Below are 14,913 nucleotides of genomic sequence, written 5' to 3'. Positions count from 1 at the left end.
CTAGTCGTCGGACTCCTGCTGCTGGCGCTTGCGCCACCGGATCCCCGCCGCGATGAAGCCGTCGAGATCGCCGTCGAAGACCGCGGAGGGGTTGTTCTGCTCGTGGAGCGTGCGCAGATCCTTGACCATCTGGTACGGCGCGAGCACGTAGGAGCGCATCTGGTCGCCCCAGCTGGCGGCGATGTTGCCGGCGAGCTCCTTCTTGCGGGCCGCCTCCTCCTCGCGCTGCACGAGCATCAGGCGGCTCTGCAGCACGCGCATCGCGGCCGCGCGGTTCTGGATCTGGCTCTTCTCGTTCTGCATCGAGACGACGATGCCGGTCGGGATGTGCGTGATGCGCACCGCCGAGTCGGTCGTGTTCACGCTCTGGCCGCCCGGGCCCGACGAGCGGAAGACATCGACGCGGATGTCGCTCTCGGGCACCTCGACCTCGTCGACCTGCTCGAACAGCGGCACCACCTCGACCGCCGCGAACGAGGTCTGCCGCTTGCCGGCGGCACCGAAGGGGCTCATGCGCACGAGGCGGTGGGTGCCTGCCTCGACCGACATGTTGCCGAAGGCGTAGGGCGCGTTGATCTCGAACGAGGCCGACTTGATGCCCGCCTCCTCGGCGTAGCTGGTCTCGTAGACGCTGACGGGCATGCTGTGCTGCTCGGCGTAGCGCAGGTACATGCGCAGCAGCATCTCGGCGAAGTCGGATGCGTCGACGCCGCCGGCGCCGGCGCGGATCGTGACGACGGCGGGCAGCGCGTCGAACTCGCCGTCGAGCAGCGTGCGCACCTCGAGCTCGGAGATCACCTTCTGCAGGCCCTTGAGCTCCTTCTTCGCCTCGTGCTGCGTCGCCTCGTCGCGCTCCTCGTTCGCCATCTCGACCAGCACCTCGAGGTCGTCGATGCGCTGCTCGGTCTCGGTGATGCGGCGCAGGTCGGTCTGCGCGTGGCTGAGCTCGCTCGTCACCTTCTGCGCGGCCTCCGGGTCGTCCCACAGGTCGGGCGCGCCGGCAGCCTCGGAGAGCCGGTCGATGTCGGCCTGCAGGCGCTCGGCGTCGAGCACCGACTTGATGTCGAAGAACGTGGAGCGCAGCTCGGCGATGGCGCCGGCGATGTCGAGATCGGCCATGATGCCCCAGCCTACCGACGCGAGCGCGGTCGGTTCGCAGTCCTAGGCTCGCCTTGTGAGCGGCATCGACCAGTCGGAGCGGTTCCCGTGGCGCAGGATCGCGGGCGCCGCCTACGTGCCCACCGCCGCGTTCGCGATCGGCGAGGGTGCGGTCATCCCCTACATCCCGCTCATCGCGGGCGATCTGGGCGCAACGCTCGCCGTCGCGGCGATCGTCGCGGCGATGCTGACGGTCGGCCAGCTCGCCGGCGACCTGCCCGGCGGCTCGGTGGTCGCGCGCTTCGGCGAGCGGCCGACGATGATCGGGGCGGGCCTGCTGGTGCTCGTGGCGCTCGCGATCGCCTACGTCGCCACGACGGTCTGGATGCTGGGCCTCGCCATCTTCGTGCTGGGCCTCGGCCATGCGGTGTTCGCGCTCGCGCGGCATGCGTTCATGACCACCTACGTGCCGCTGCGCTACCGGGCACGGGCGCTGTCGACGCTCGGCGGCATCTTCCGCCTGGGCATGTTCGTCGGGCCGCTGATCGGCTCGGCGGTGCTCGGGCTCGGCCTCGGCGTCAGCAGCGTCTGGCTCGTCTGCGCGCTCGGCACGATCATCGCGATCGTGGTCCTCGTGGTGCTCCCCGACCCCTCGTCGGTCTTCGAGCGCACGCCGCCGACGACCGGCGTCATCGAATTGCGGCAGGAGCGCACCGGCATCTGGAGCGTCGTGCGCCAGCACGCCCGGGTGCTCGCGACGGTCGGCGTCGGCGCCGCGATGCTCGCGCTCGCGCGCCAGGCGCGCAACGTGCTGCTGCCGCTCTGGGCCGTCTCGATCGGGCTCGACGGCGTGACGACGGGCCTCGTGATCGGCGTCGCGGGCGGCGTCGACTTCGCGCTCTTCTTCATCTCCGGCTGGGTCATGGATCGCTTCGGCCGCCTCTGGAGCGTGGTGCCGTCGCTGACGCTCATGGCGGCGTCGTTCGTGGCCCTGGCGCTCTCGCACGATGTCGATGGGGCGGTCGGATGGTTCGTGGCAGCGGCGCTGCTCATGGCGCTCGGCAACGGGCTCGGCTCCGGCATCCTGATGACCCTCGGCGCCGACCTGGCCGATCCGCGGAACCCCGCGCCGTTCCTCGGTGCCTGGCGCCTCACGACCGACGCGGGCGGTGCCGCGGCGCCGCTGCTGATCTCGCTGCTCATCTCGGTCGCGTCGATCGCGTGGGCGGCCGGCGGGCTGGCTGCGCTGTGCGTCGTGGGCACCGCGATGCTGCTGCGCTGGCTGCCGCGCAAGGCCCGGGGCTAGCGGGCGGGCACACCGTCCGCCGGGGAGGCCCCGTCGCTCTCCCGCCAGGAGGCAGGGGTCAGCTGTTCAGATGCTCGCCTGCTGCGCGGCTCCCGCGGCGTACTCCTCGACGACCACGCCCGAGCTGAAGGCGCGGGCGCGCTGGAGCGCGAACCTGCGCGGCTCGCAGTCGGCGTCGCCGAACACGCGGATGCCCGAGCCGAGCACCACCGGGTGCCGCTTCAGCACGAGCCGGTCGATCTCCGGCAGCAGCGTGCCTGCGAGCGCTCCGCCGCCGCAGAGCCAGATGTCGAGCCCGTCCTCCTGCTTCAGCGCGCGCACGGCGGCGAGCGGGTCGGCCGTGAGCTCGATCGCCGGGTCGACCTCGCGGTGGGTGCGGCTCGCGACCACCTGCCGCAGGTGCGGGTACGGGCTCGCGATGCCCGCGTCGAGCGCCGGGGTGAGCGTGTTCCAGCCCATGATCACGGTGTCGAATCGCGTGCGCGGGGGTTCGATGCCGAGCGCCGCGTGCGCGTGCGCGGGCAGCGCATCCGCGTACTCGTCGAAGACGACGCTGTCGTGATCGCCGCCGCCGAGCAGTGCCTCGAACCCGCCCTCCGGATCCGCGATGCAGCCGTCGAGGCTGACGGCGACGTAGTAGACGAGCTCACGCGTGCGGCCGCCGAGCGCGGCGGAGCCGGCCGACGAGGCAGCGCGCTCGGGGTCACCGGCCGACGAGCTGCCTGCGACAGCGTCGTCGATGCCCTCGGGGTCGATCTCGCGCGAGGTGCGTGGCTGCTCGCTCATGCTGCGAGGGTAGCGGCGCTCGCGAGACGAGTCGCGAGCATCTTGACGGCGGTTCGACGGCGATCGCCCGCGGGGATGCGCCTCGACCGCGCTGGTCGGCGGCGGTGCGCAGTGGCGGTGCTCGGCAGCGAAGCACGGTGGCGGTGCTCGGCGGCGGCGCTCAGTCGACGAAGACGGCTCTCGCCGTCGAGGTGACGTCGAGGCGGATGCCCTCCGGCAGCAGGATCGAGACCACCGGCGGTCGCCACGCGCTCGAGATCGTGACGGTGGCGCTGCGCGCGTCGGCGCTCGCGCCCACGACCTGGATCGCGTCGAGGTCGCTCGCTGCTCGGGCCGCCCACGCCGCAGCAGCACGATCGACGGCCGCATCGGCGAGCTCGGGGCTCGCCGACCGGCCGTCGAAGCGCACCTGCTCGAGCGCGAACGCCTCCGCCGCCGCGAGCGCCGCACCGTCGGCGACGGTGAACAGCCGACGACGCTCGATCAGGAGGCTCGTGGCCGCGGTCACCGCGAGGATGAGGGCGAGCGCCAGCGCTGCGAAGCTGATCGTGAGCACGAGCGTGGAGCCCTGCTCGTCCGATCCGAGGCGCCGCCAGATGCTCGTCGCGCCGCCTCGGCTCGGCGCTCGTCCTCGCACGCACTGCGCCGGCCGATCGCATGCTCTTCCTGCGAGGCGCGTCACGGAGCGCGCCCGAACGCGGAGACCGGCTGCATCGCGACCGCCGAGACCGGCACGCCGAGTCCCACGTCGAGGTCGAGGAGCGGCGGAGCGAGGGGCAGCGGGACCGTGACGGCGATCTCGACCGTGACCGTGCCCCGCGGGGTGGTGCAATCGCCCGGGCTCGGAGCGCAGACGATCGACACGGTCGCGTCGGACGACGCGACCCCTGCACCGGTGAGCGCCACGCGGATGGCGCGGTCTGCCGCGGCGAGGCCGTCGCCGTGGCTGTGGGACTGCGCGATCGCGCGGGCGGCGTGCCGGGCTCCGCCCTCGACGCCGAGCACCGCGTGCTGGACCTGGCCGAGCGTGAGGACGAGGTAGACCAAGGGCACGAGGAGCAGGGCCCCGACGCTCAGGAACTCGAGCGACGCGGAGCCGTGGTCGTCGCGCAGCGCCGCGACGAGGCGGCGACCTCCGCCCTGCTCACCCCAGCGTCTCGACCGGTGCATGGCCGCTCACCTCCAGCGAGGTCGGACCGAGCAGTCCGAGGACGGGAAGCGGCGCGACCACGCGGATCGCGATCGTGTCGAGGCCGTCGACCTCGCTGCGAGCGGCGGACACGTGCTGCGCGTAGTCAGCGCCGATGGCGGTGGTGATGAGCGCGCGGGTGCGCGAGACTCCCGCCGCCGCGTCTGCGCCGACGAGGGACGCGTGCCTCGCGCCCTCGGCTGCCGCATCGGTCACCGTCGCCCGCACATGCAGCGCGAGCGCCAGCTGCAGCACCGACAGCACGAGCGCCACGAGCAGGCCCGCGACCATCGTGAACTCCGCGACCGCCGACCCGCGCTCGTCGGCCACCCCCATCAGAAGCTCGTGACGCGCGCGATGGCCTGCTCGAACACCCCCGTGAGCGCAGGCCCCGCGACCGTCCAGATCACGATCACGAGCCCCGCCGTCATGAGGGTCACCAGCACCCAGCCGGGAACGTCGCCGCGCTCCTCCTGCTGGATGCGTCCCGCCAGTCGCGAGCACCGTCTGCTGATCGTCGTCATTGCTTCCTCCTTCAGAATCCGACATGGAGCACGTGGATGCCGGGCCACAGGGCGAACGCGACGGTGGTGGGCAGCAGCCCGAACACCAGCGGCACCAGCATCGAGATCTCCTTGCGACCCGCTGCCTCGAGCAGATCGCGCTTCGCCGCCTCGCGGGCGTCGAGCGCCTGCGCCTGCAACGTCTGGGCGAGCGGTGTCCCTCGCTCGAGCGCGCCCCGCATCTGGTCGACGCAGCGCGTGACCCCGGGATGCCGCAGATCCTCCGCCAGCGTGGTCAGGGCGACGGTGAGGCTCGAGCCGGCGGCTGCGTCGGCCACCACGCCTGCGAGCTCCCGACCCAGCGCACTCTGCCCCGCTCCTCCGACCCGGCGAAGGGCATCCTGCAGCCCCTCGCCCGCGGCGAGGCTCAACGAGATGAACTCGAGGATCGAGGGCAGCTCGCTCGAGATGCGATCGAGCCGACGCGTGGCTCGCCGCTGGAGCGACCAGTCCACAGCGAACGCCCCGATGGCAGCGCAGAGCAGCCCGAGCGCAGCCGGCAGCGCGACCGGTCCGCCCTGCACCGCACCGATGACACCGAGCGCTGCCCCCACCGCTCCGCAGAGCACGGCCCAGCGCAGCTGACGGCCGCGGAACTCGCCGACGCTCTCCTTCGCGGACGCCTGGCGAAGCCGTCGAGCGATGCCGTCGGGCGCGCCGAGCACCGCGTGCACTATGGGGGTGAGGCGATCGCCCACCGGCGATGCGACCACGCCGACGATGCCCAGCGGGTTCACTCGGCGACGAGCCATGAGGTCGCGTGCGCCCGAGGAGACGTCGAGCACGTGCGGCGCGACGCGGTGCAGCAGCAGCGGCCTCCGCAGCAACGGCACCGTGCTGACGATCATCCACGCGCCGAAGCCCAGCGTCGTGCCGAGGATCAGGCTCCACCCGACCTCGGCGGTCATGCGAACCACCGGGCCTCGGTGGGGAGCGCGCCGATGCGCAGCATCACGCGGTAGGCGATCCAGGTGATCGCCGCTCCTGCGGCGATGAGCGCGAAGCCGCCGGGCGAGTTGTACGCCTGCGCGGCCTCGGGCCGCGTCGACAGCAGCAGCAGCACGATCCACGGAGCGACGACGCCCAACCGGGCCGCGCTGACGATCCAGGTCTGGCGCGCCTCCAGCTCACCCCTGGTCGCGAGGTCGACGCGGAGGTAGGCCGCCAGCTCCCGCAGCACGGTCGTCACCTCGGTGCCGCCGACCTCCCTGGCCATCCGGAGCGTCTCGACGATGCGGTCCGCGACCGGGTCGGCGAGCCGGGCCTTCAGCCGATCGAGCGCGTAGCCGAACGAGCCCGTCGCGCGTTGATCGGCTGCGTAGGCGGCGAAGGCGGCGCGCGTGATCGCGGGACCTGCGTGCTCGAGCTGCGCCACCGCGTCCGGGAGGGCCAGACCGCTGCGCACAGCGGAGACCAGGTGGTCGACGACGTCCGGCCAGACCGCTGCCTGCGCGGTGCGGCGACGCCGAGCGCGCCAGCGGACGGCGATCACCGGGGCCGCCGCGCCCGCGGCGAACGCGGCACCAGCGACTGCGACGACCGGCGCGAGCGCGAGCGCGAGACCTGCCGCCAGCGTGCCGGTGAGCAGCGCGACGAGGGCCAGCGCGAGCGGCGGCGCGTCGTCGAGCCCGGCGTGGGTGAGGCGATCCAGGAGCGTGGCACGGGGGCGTGCGTCGCCGACGCCCGAGCTGCGCGGCCAGAGCCAGGGGCTCGCGACGAGGACGAGGCCGAGCCCGAGCGCCGCACCCAGGAGCCACGTCATGCGGTGACCCTGGAGAGCAGCGCGGTCGGATCGACGCCGGCCGCCGCGAACTTCGCCGATCGCGCGGGGTGCGAGCCGGTGGGCTCGAGCAACCCGCCGCGCAAGGCGAACAGGCTCGACGCCTCGATCACCCCCGCCGTCGCCTGACCGGTCGGCGCGAGGATCTCGACCACGTGCCGGTTGCCGCGCGCGTCGATCGCGAGGTGCACCACGAGATCGATGCACTGCGCGACCGTCGGGACCACGAAGCCGACGTCGATGTTGCGGCCCGCGAGCAGCGGGAGCGTCGTGAGCTTGCTGAGGGCATCGCGGGCCGAGTTGGCGTGGATCGAGCACATGCCGCTCACGCCGCAGTTCAGCGCGACCAGCAGGTCGAGCGCCTCGGCCTCGCGCACCTCGCCGACGACCAACCGGTCCGGCCGCATGCGCAGCGACTCCTTGACGAGGCGCCGCAGGGAGATCTCTCCCGTGCCCTCGAGCGATGGCTGGCGGCACTGGAGACCGACGATGTCGTCGACCGGAGGATCGAGCTCGAAGGTCTCCTCGACGGTCACGACGCGCTCGCCAGGGCGCACCGCCGCCAGCAGGGCGTTCAGCATCGTCGTCTTGCCGGCGTGCGTGGGGCCCGAGACGAGGATGTTGCAGCCCGCCACCACCGCTTGCCTGAGGAAGGCTGCAGCCTGCTGGCTGAGCGCGCCGCGCTCGACGAGCGCCGTCAACGATGCGAGGCGGCGCGAGAACTTGCGGATGTTCAGGCTGATCGCCCCGCGCGCGACATCACCGCTGGCCACGTGGAGGCGCGAGCCGTCCGGCAGCGACGCGTCGACGAAGGGCGAGCTGAGATCGACCCTGCGGCCGGTGGTGGAGAGCATGCGCTCCACGAGGTCTCGCACCTCCGCCTCGGTGAGGCGGAGCGGCAGCTGCTCGCTCACTCCGCCGCGAGCGCAGAAGACGCGTGATGCTTGGTTGACCCAGAGCTCCTCGATCTCGGGGTCGTCGAGGTAGGGCTGCAGCGGACCGTAGCCCGATACGGCCGCGAGCACATCGCGCTCGGCCTTCCGCTCGTCGGCCAGCATCGGCAGGCTGCCGCCCAACGAGCGCTCGGCGTAGGCGCGGACCGCCTCCCGCACGTAGCGTGCAGCGAGGTCGCCGGAGCCGGCCAGATCGATGCCGTCGCGACGCACCTTCGCCCGCACGCTGGCGGTGATCTCGGCGACGGCTTGGTGCATGCCGGCCAGTGAACTCGACCGGCGGCGGGCGCAGGAGAAGTTGTCCACAGGTCGCAGCGCCCCCGGACCCGACGCCGGTCCGCGACGCGCGCAGCGCCAGGCGACGGCAGCTTGCGGGCACGACGGGGCGGCTGCGACTCGGGCGCCGCGCGATCGCGTCGCGTCGCCAATACCATCGGCGATGATGACCACCGCGCCCGCACCCCACGCCCGCCGCACCGTCGCGCTGCCCTGGGGAGCCGTGTCCTACCTCGAGTGGGAGCCTTCCACCCCGCCATCGCGATCGCCGAGACCCACAGGCGCGCCGCCGACGCTGCTGCTGCTCCACGGCGGTGGACTGGACTCAGCGCTGCTCTCCTGGGGCGAGATCGGCGGCGAGCTCGCCTCGGCCGGCTACCGGGTGATCGCCCCCGACCACCCCGGGTACGGCGGCAGCGCCAGGGCTGCCTGGAGCGCCACCCAGGACCGCCTCCTGGGCTCCGTCGCGTCGCTCATCGATGCGCTCAGGATCGAGCGGTGCGCCATCGGCGGCCTCTCGCTCGGCGGCGGCCTCGCCATCGGGTACGCGCTCCGCCACCCGGAGCGAGTCGCTGGCCTCATGCTGCTGGGCAGCTACGGGCTCATGGAGACCATCGTCCCCGGACCGCTCGCCGCCCCCGTGCAGGTGCTGTCCTGGCTCGGTACGCGCACGGGTCTGCTCGCGCTCGGGAGCCGCGCGGCACTGCGCAACCGCGCCCTGCTCGAAGCCAGCCTGCGCCCGGTCGTGCGCACCGCCGCGCAGCGCACGCCCGAGCTGCTCGACGCCATCCTCGACGAGGGTCGCCGCGGCACGGGCATCGAGGTCTTCGCCGAGTGGCAGCGCGCCGAGGTGGGGCTGCGCGCCCAGACGACCAGCTACGGCCCGCGCCTCGCGGAGCTGACGATGCCGGTGCTGTTCGTGCACGGCGAGCGCGATTCCGGCGTGCCGCTCGCGGCGGTCCGCGCAGCTGCCCAGGCCGTCCCCGATGCGGATCTCGTGGTGGTGCCGGATGCCGGCCACTGGGTGCAGCGCGACCGACCGGAGGTCGTCGTGCCCGCGATGCAGCGGCATCTCGCCCGGCTCGACTGACGGAGGCCGCAGCGCGCGCCACCGCGCCGAGATCAGCGCTCCGCGCGGCGCTGAGCCCTCCGCGCGGCGCTCAGCCCTCCGCCCAGCGCAGCACCCGCAGCGCCCGCAGCGTGATCCAGCGGTTCGGCTCGCCGACGGCGCCGTAGTCGTTGACGGCGTCGCCGCCGTGGATCACGTCGAGCGGCCAGGTGCCGTCGTCGCGTCGCTTCGAGCGCACGAGGTCGAGCGCCTCGCGCATCCGCGCGTCGGGCGTCGCGCCGACGGCGCGGAAGTGCTCGAGCGCCCGCAGCGCGTCGTACTCGTGGCGCGGCGGGAACGCGAATCGCACGTACGTCGGCTTCGGCACCTCGCCCGTCGTCTTGCGCCGCAGCAGGTGCCGCTCCAGCAGGTATGCCTCACCGCTCTCGCGCGCCTCGCGCAGCCGCGGGTCGTCGCGCACGGTCAGGGCCGCCGCGAGCGCCTCCAGCACCGCGATCGTCGTGTCGAACGACGATCGCACCGAGCCTCGCTCCTGGTCGCAGTTCCAGCCGCCGTCGGCCATCCGCTCCCCCAACAGCCGCTCGACGATGCGCTCGTCGAGCTCGCCGTAGTAGACCGCGTTCGTGACGAGGGCGGCGTTGATGCACGGCTCGACCTCGCCCTCGAAGAAGGGCTCGTCGTCGTACTCCCACCGCGTGATGCGCTTGACGTCGGCGATCGCGGCCCGCACCGCGGCATCTGCCGGATCGACGCCGAGCAGCCGGAGCTCGGTCAGCACGTGCGCGGTCGAGGTCCAGGGCTGGCCGGGGAGCGTCGGCTGCGTCGACGGGAAGTGCGCGCCGCCGGCCCACTGGCCGTCAGCCCCGCGAGCGGCGAGCAGCGCTGCGCCCCAGCCCTCGGTCGCGACCTTCGCGCGCTCGCGCGCCACCGTCTCGGCGTCGTCGCCCAGCAGGTCGGCCATGACCTGCCACCGGATCGCGGGGTCGCCCTGCATCAGCCAGTCAATGGTGCTCATGCGCGCGAGCCTGGCACGGCCCGCCCACGAGCGCCAGGGTCGAGCGCCGCAGGGCTCCGCGAGCGAGCGGGCGCTCGCAGATCCGGCCCGCTAGCGGTACTCGGGGTTGTGGAAGCCGAAGCGGCTGCCGCGCTCCCAGGCGTTGCGGTCGTTGCCCTCGGTGGGGATCCCGCCCTGCAGCATCCGCCCGAGGTGCAGCAGGTTCCACGCCATGATCGTGATGTTGCGCTTCGTGAAGTCGTTGTCGAAGCCCACGCGCGCGCCGTCCTCCTGCTCGTCGCCGTAGGAGGGACCGGGGCCCGCCTCGCCCACCCAGCCGGCGTCGGCCTGCGGCGGGATCGTGCAACCGAGGTGCTGCAGGGCGTAGAGCCCCTCGCGGGCGACGTGCTTCATGCCGTCCTCGTTGCCGCCGACCAGCACGCCGCCGACCTTGCCGTAGAAGATCGACTGGCCCGCCTCGTTCAGCTCGCCCGACTCCGCGTAGAGCCGCTCGACGACCCGGCGGAACACGCTCGACGCGTCGCCGAGCCAGATCGGCGTCGCGAGCACCAGGATGTCGGCGCCGAGCACGCGCTCCCAGAGCGCCGGCCAGGCGTCCTCGCTCGCGCCGTGCTCGGTCATGTCGGGCTGCACGCCGGGCGCGATCGCGTGGTCGACGGCCCGCACCACCTCGACCCCCACGCCCTGCTGGCGCAGGATGTCGGCGCTCGCCTCGATGAGCAGATCGGTGTGGCTGTCCCCAGGCGAGGGGGTGAGCGTGCAGTTGATGTAGATGGCGCGGATCGGTTCGGTCATAGTGCCCACCCTTGCACGCGCAGCCAGGTGGAGCGCCTGACGGGCGACGTCCTCCGTGCGACCTCACCCCGCTGCGGGTGCGCGGTCTCTGGGCCCGATGGGGGCGACGAACCGCGTCGGTGGCGCGCAACCTTGCGCATAGGGCACGATCGAGGTTCCGGGCTCGCCGTCGGCGCCCACCTGTGGAGTGACGAAGCGAGAGGCACTGCCATGGCAGATGAGCAAGCGAGACAGCGCGCGCTGGAGGCGCTCGATGTGCTCGACACGCCGCCTGACGAGCGCGTCGATCGGATCACGCGGCTCGCGAAGGAGCTCTTCGGCGTCCCGATGGTGAGCGTGACCCTGCTCGACCGCGACCGGCAGTGGCGCAAGTCGCAGATCGGTCTTGGCGGTGCGGAGGCCGTGCGCGCAGGGTCTTTCTGCGACGCCACGGTGCGCAGCCGGGACACGATGGTCGTTCCCGATGCAGGGCTGGACGCCGCGTGGGCCGACAACCAGTTCGTCGCTGGCGACCCCCACCTGCGCTTCTACGCCGGCCATCCGCTCGCAGCGCCAGGCGGAGAGCAGGTCGGCACGCTGTGCATCCTGGACACGGAGCCGAGAGAGCTCGACGACCGCGGGCGCGAGCTGCTGCGCGAGCTCGCGCAGTGGGTGCAGCTCGAGCTGGCGCAGGCGAAGGAGCTGGATGACGCCGCGCTCATCCAGCACGCACTCTCGCCGCGCCGCCTCCCCGACGTGCACGGCTATGCGGTCGCGGCAGCCGCGCGCGCTGCAGGCAGCATCGCGGGCGACTTCCACGACGTGGTCGCCCACGAGGGCGAGCTCCGCATCACGCTCGCCGACGTCATGGGCAAGGGCACGGGACCGGCGATCATCGCTGCAGCCGTGCGCGCATCGCTTCGCACGGCACCCGGGCGCCCGCTGGCAACGGCGGTGCAGGAGGTCGATGCGCTGCTCGAGGAGAGCCTCGCCGACGCCGGCATCTTCGTGACGGCGTTCCACTCCAGCCTCGACCTCGACACCGGGGAGCTGTCGTTCGTCGACGCCGGGCACAGCCTGGCCTTCGCGCTCCGCGCGGACGGCTCCTGGGAGCAGCTCCGCTCCACCGGCCTGCCGCTCGGCATGGGCATGGGCGAGCAGCGCACGCAGGCCGCCGTGATGCTCGCGCCCGGTGACGCCTTCCTGTGCTGCAGCGACGGCCTGCTCGATGTCCTCGACCCCGGAGATCCGTTCCAGCACGTCAGCTCGGTGTACGCCGAGCGCGGCCCGGCGGGCGCCGTGCGCGAGGCGCTGCGCCTCGCAGCGGAGCGGAACGCGCCCGACGACGTCACCGTCATCATCGTGCGGCGGGATGCATGATGCGCCTCCTCGTGATCCGGATCCTCGCCACGCTCGCCGTGCTGCTCGGGGTGAACTACGTCGCCTGGCGCTGGCTCGAGTCGGTCAACTGGTCGGCGTGGTGGATCGCCGTGCCCCTGATCATCGCTGAGACCTACAGCCTCATCGACACGGTGATCTTCGCCGCGACGATGTGGCGCGCGAAGGAACGACCCCGGCCGACGGCGCGGCCGCAGGGCACGGTCGACGTCTTCATCACCACCTACAACGAGCCGATCGAGCTCGTCATGGCGACCGCCGAAGCCGCCAAGCGCATCACCTACCCTCACAAGACCTGGATCCTCGACGATGGCGCGCGTCCCGAGATGGCGCGCGCGGCGCGCGCCTCGGGCATCGGCTACATCGAGCGCACGGCGGACTGGGAGGGGAAGCCCCGCCATGCGAAGGCCGGGAACCTGAACAACGCCCTCTTCCAGACCGACGGCGAGTTCCTCCTCATCCTCGACGCCGACCAGGTGCCAGACCCGCGGATCCTCGACCGCACGCTCGGATACTTCGCCGACGAGCCGCAGGTCGCCCTCGTCCAGACGCCGCAGTGGTTCGTGAACGTCGACGAGGCGGACCCGCTCGGCAGCCAGGCGCCGCTGTTCTACGGGCCGATCCAGCAGGGCAAGGACGGCTGGAACGCCGCGTTCTTCTGCGGCTCGAACGCTGTGCTGCGGCGTGATGCGCTCATGCAGCTCGGCATCGTGGGCTACGTGCGCGATCTCGAGGCGTCCACGCGTCGGACGCTCAAGGCGGCTGAGTCGCTGCTCGCCCGCGAGTCGCAGCGGCGAGCCTCGCAACCGCAGCTGCGCGCCGAGATGGCCTCCCTGCGTGCCGAGGTGGCACGTGCGCGGCGGGAGGTCGACGCCGGCGAGCCGATCGCGGAGGTCACCTACCGCCTCCGCTCGGCCATCGACGCCGCCTCGAGCCGCCTCGTCGCCGGCGACGTCGACCGCATCCACGCCGACCTGGCGGCGATCCAGGCGTTGCCGGTCGAGCGCGACGCGGAGCTCGGCGTCGTCGTCATCGATGACGAAGCGCTCGCGCGGCTCGCGGCGACCGAGCTCTCACCGCTGGGCGCCGTCGACGCTGTGGCAGCGCTCCTGGACGCCCTCCGTGTCGACCGTCCCGACGAGGCTCAGCCCATCCAGCCGCTCGCGACGATCTCGGTGACCGAGGACATGGCGACGGCGATGCAGCTGCACGCGCTCGGATGGCGCAGCGTCTACCACCACGAGATCCTCGCGCACGGGCTCGCGCCCGAGGACCTCGGCACGATGCTGCAGCAGCGGCTGCGCTGGGCGCAGGGCACGCTCCAGGTCATGCTGCGCGACAATCCGCTCGTGAAGCGCGGCCTCTCCGCGGGGCAGCGACTCATGTACTTCGGAACGATGTGGAGCTACCTGTCTGGCTTCGCCGCGCTCGTCTACCTGGCGGCGCCGATGGTCTACCTCATGCTCGGCATCCTCCCGGTCACCGCGTGGAGCGTCGACTTCTTCGTCCGCTTCCTCCCCTACTTCCTCGTGAACCAGGTCCTGTTCGTCGTGGTCGCGCGAGGCATACGGACGTGGCGCGGTCAGCAGTACTCGCTCGCGCTCTTCCCCGTGTGGATCAAGGCGTGCGTCACCGCCTTCGCGAACGTCGTGCTCAAGGCACCGCTCGACTTCGTCGTGACGCGCAAGGACAAGGTGCGTGAGGGCGGCGTGCCGTGGCGGGAGATCTGGCCGCAGGTGACGGCGATGGTGCTGCTGGTCGCCGCGCTCGTCATCGGAGCCGGGCGCGTCATCGTCGGCACGGGCGACGGCACCGGCACGCTCGTGAACACCGCATGGGTCGCCTACGATCTGCTGGCCCTCAGCATCATCGTCCAGGCCGCCCGCTACAGAGGATTCGTCGGTGCACCCGGGATGGACGCGGGCGCCGCCGAGCGAGAGAAGGGGATCGCATGAACGTGACCACCGCCACCAACGACCGGTTCGCCACCGTGGCACCGGAGGGAAGGCTCACCGCCGTCGGCGCGCCGCGAGTCCGCCAAGCCGTGCAGGACCTGATCGACGCCGGTTCGGTTCGCATCGTCGTCGACATGGCCCGCACGGAGTTCGTCGACTCCTCAGGGCTCGGCGCCCTCATCGGCGCGCTCAAGGCGGCCCGCCTCGCCGGCGGCGACCTGCGGATCGCCGCCGTCCCGGACGCCGTCCGAACCGTGCTCCGCCTGACGAACCTCGACCGGGTGCTCCACGCGCATCCGACGGCCGAGGCGGCGTTCGATGCCGACTGACGATCCGAGATCGACGACGATCGAGGGTCCAGCCGACCTCCGCTTCGTCGACACGGTCATCGAGGCGCTCGATGCGCTGTGCGAGGCGGCTGGCGACGTCGACGCCGAGGATCGAGTGCTCTTCCAGCTGGCGGTCACCGAGGTCGCGACGAACATCGCCGAGCACGGCCTTCCACCCGGCGAGGTGCGAGTGATGGCGCATCTCGAGGTGCGGCCCACGCACCTCGCCGCGACCTTCACCGACACAGCGGTACCTGCCGAGGTCGAGCTGCACGATGCTGCGATGCCGGGTCCGCTCGAGGAGTCCGGCCGCGGCATCGCCCTCGCTGCCGCAGCGCTCGAGCGCTTCGAGCACGAGCGTCGCGGCGGCAATGTCTGGCGACTCCGACGCGACCGGCTCGGGCCGCGCGACTGAGACGGCG

The 14,913-nt window shown here is 72.5% G+C and carries 17 protein-coding genes; 6 read left to right on the top strand and 11 right to left on the bottom strand.

Going from position 1 to position 14,913, the window contains the following annotated elements; all coding sequences use genetic code 11:
* Nucleotides 1–1,119 carry a peptide chain release factor 2 gene (gene prfB, locus AA0Z99_RS02995; RefSeq protein WP_413319317.1) on the bottom strand — a complete coding sequence of 373 codons (1,119 nt, stop codon included), beginning with the start codon at nucleotides 1,117–1,119 and terminating at the stop codon, nucleotides 1–3.
* 55 nt (nucleotides 1,120–1,174) lie between these two features.
* Between prfB and AA0Z99_RS02990 the strand changes: the two genes are divergently transcribed.
* Complete coding sequence (locus AA0Z99_RS02990) at nucleotides 1,175–2,404, top strand: MFS transporter (RefSeq protein WP_413319315.1); 1,230 nt, start codon at nucleotides 1,175–1,177, stop codon at nucleotides 2,402–2,404.
* A 66-nt stretch (nucleotides 2,405–2,470) separates the two neighbouring features.
* Here the strand turns inward: AA0Z99_RS02990 and AA0Z99_RS02985 are convergent, their stop codons facing one another.
* The 8 genes from AA0Z99_RS02985 to AA0Z99_RS02950 all read right to left on the bottom strand — a co-directional run bounded on the left by AA0Z99_RS02985 (nucleotide 2,471) and on the right by AA0Z99_RS02950 (nucleotide 7,933).
* Nucleotides 2,471–3,190, bottom strand: a complete 720-nt coding sequence (locus AA0Z99_RS02985; protein ID WP_413319313.1) for a dihydrofolate reductase family protein — start codon at nucleotides 3,188–3,190, stop codon at nucleotides 2,471–2,473.
* Nucleotides 3,191–3,350: 160 nt separating this feature from the next.
* Entirely contained in the window at nucleotides 3,351–3,827 is a 477-nt protein-coding gene (locus AA0Z99_RS02980) for a pilus assembly protein TadG-related protein (protein ID WP_413319311.1), read from the bottom strand.
* Between the two features lie 41 nt (nucleotides 3,828–3,868).
* Nucleotides 3,869–4,360 (bottom strand): hypothetical protein, encoded by a 492-nt coding sequence (locus AA0Z99_RS02975; protein WP_413319309.1) that lies wholly within the window; start codon nucleotides 4,358–4,360, stop codon nucleotides 3,869–3,871.
* Nucleotides 4,335–4,715, bottom strand: a complete 381-nt coding sequence (locus tag AA0Z99_RS02970; RefSeq protein WP_413319307.1) for a TadE/TadG family type IV pilus assembly protein — start codon at nucleotides 4,713–4,715, stop codon at nucleotides 4,335–4,337. Before AA0Z99_RS02970 ends, AA0Z99_RS02975 begins: the two co-directional genes overlap by 26 nt.
* The gene (locus AA0Z99_RS02965; protein WP_413319305.1) at nucleotides 4,715–4,903 is read right to left on the bottom strand and encodes a hypothetical protein; all 189 of its coding nucleotides are present in this window, start codon (nucleotides 4,901–4,903) and stop codon (nucleotides 4,715–4,717) included. Before AA0Z99_RS02965 ends, AA0Z99_RS02970 begins: the two co-directional genes overlap by 1 nt.
* Nucleotides 4,904–4,914: 11 nt before the next feature.
* Nucleotides 4,915–5,850, bottom strand: a complete 936-nt coding sequence (locus AA0Z99_RS02960) for a type II secretion system F family protein (protein WP_413319303.1) — start codon at nucleotides 5,848–5,850, stop codon at nucleotides 4,915–4,917.
* Nucleotides 5,847–6,704, bottom strand: coding sequence for a type II secretion system F family protein (locus AA0Z99_RS02955; RefSeq protein ID WP_413319301.1), 858 nt, complete (start codon nucleotides 6,702–6,704; stop codon nucleotides 5,847–5,849). The genes AA0Z99_RS02960 and AA0Z99_RS02955 overlap by 4 nt, the downstream gene beginning before the upstream one ends.
* Nucleotides 6,701–7,933 (bottom strand): CpaF family protein, encoded by a 1,233-nt coding sequence (locus tag AA0Z99_RS02950; protein WP_413319300.1) that lies wholly within the window; start codon nucleotides 7,931–7,933, stop codon nucleotides 6,701–6,703. Before AA0Z99_RS02950 ends, AA0Z99_RS02955 begins: the two co-directional genes overlap by 4 nt.
* A 181-nt stretch (nucleotides 7,934–8,114) precedes the next feature.
* On the opposite strand from AA0Z99_RS02950, the gene AA0Z99_RS02945 reads away from it, so the two are divergent.
* A complete protein-coding gene (locus AA0Z99_RS02945; protein ID WP_413319298.1) occupies nucleotides 8,115–9,041 on the top strand; it encodes an alpha/beta fold hydrolase in 927 nt (308 codons plus the stop codon).
* Nucleotides 9,042–9,111: 70 nt separating this feature from the next.
* Here the strand turns inward: AA0Z99_RS02945 and AA0Z99_RS02940 are convergent, their stop codons facing one another.
* The gene (locus tag AA0Z99_RS02940) at nucleotides 9,112–10,035 is read right to left on the bottom strand and encodes a hypothetical protein (protein ID WP_413319296.1); all 924 of its coding nucleotides are present in this window, start codon (nucleotides 10,033–10,035) and stop codon (nucleotides 9,112–9,114) included.
* 90 nt (nucleotides 10,036–10,125) lie between these two features.
* Nucleotides 10,126–10,830, bottom strand: coding sequence for a flavodoxin family protein (locus tag AA0Z99_RS02935; protein ID WP_413319294.1), 705 nt, complete (start codon nucleotides 10,828–10,830; stop codon nucleotides 10,126–10,128).
* A gap of 210 nt (nucleotides 10,831–11,040) precedes the next feature.
* On the opposite strand from AA0Z99_RS02935, the gene AA0Z99_RS02930 reads away from it, so the two are divergent.
* Genes AA0Z99_RS02930 through AA0Z99_RS02915 form a run of 4 tightly spaced genes read left to right on the top strand, consistent with a single transcriptional unit; the run spans nucleotide 11,041 to nucleotide 14,906 of the window.
* On the top strand, nucleotides 11,041–12,189 hold the full coding sequence (locus tag AA0Z99_RS02930; protein ID WP_413319292.1) for a PP2C family protein-serine/threonine phosphatase: 1,149 nt from the start codon (nucleotides 11,041–11,043) through the stop codon (nucleotides 12,187–12,189).
* A complete protein-coding gene (locus AA0Z99_RS02925; protein ID WP_413320740.1) occupies nucleotides 12,189–14,162 on the top strand; it encodes a glycosyltransferase family 2 protein in 1,974 nt (657 codons plus the stop codon). Before AA0Z99_RS02930 ends, AA0Z99_RS02925 begins: the two co-directional genes overlap by 1 nt.
* The gene (locus AA0Z99_RS02920) at nucleotides 14,159–14,491 is read left to right on the top strand and encodes an STAS domain-containing protein (RefSeq protein ID WP_413319290.1); all 333 of its coding nucleotides are present in this window, start codon (nucleotides 14,159–14,161) and stop codon (nucleotides 14,489–14,491) included. Before AA0Z99_RS02925 ends, AA0Z99_RS02920 begins: the two co-directional genes overlap by 4 nt.
* Nucleotides 14,481–14,906, top strand: a complete 426-nt coding sequence (locus AA0Z99_RS02915; RefSeq protein WP_413319288.1) for an ATP-binding protein — start codon at nucleotides 14,481–14,483, stop codon at nucleotides 14,904–14,906. Before AA0Z99_RS02920 ends, AA0Z99_RS02915 begins: the two co-directional genes overlap by 11 nt.
* Nucleotides 14,907–14,913: the final 7 nt, after the last annotated feature.

Origin of the sequence: Agrococcus phoenicis (assembly GCF_047302415.1) — a bacterium.
Taxonomy (GTDB): domain Bacteria; phylum Actinomycetota; class Actinomycetes; order Actinomycetales; family Microbacteriaceae; genus Agrococcus.
The sequence above is the reverse complement of the archived record's forward strand: the minus strand, read 5'-3'. Positions and strand labels throughout refer to the sequence as shown.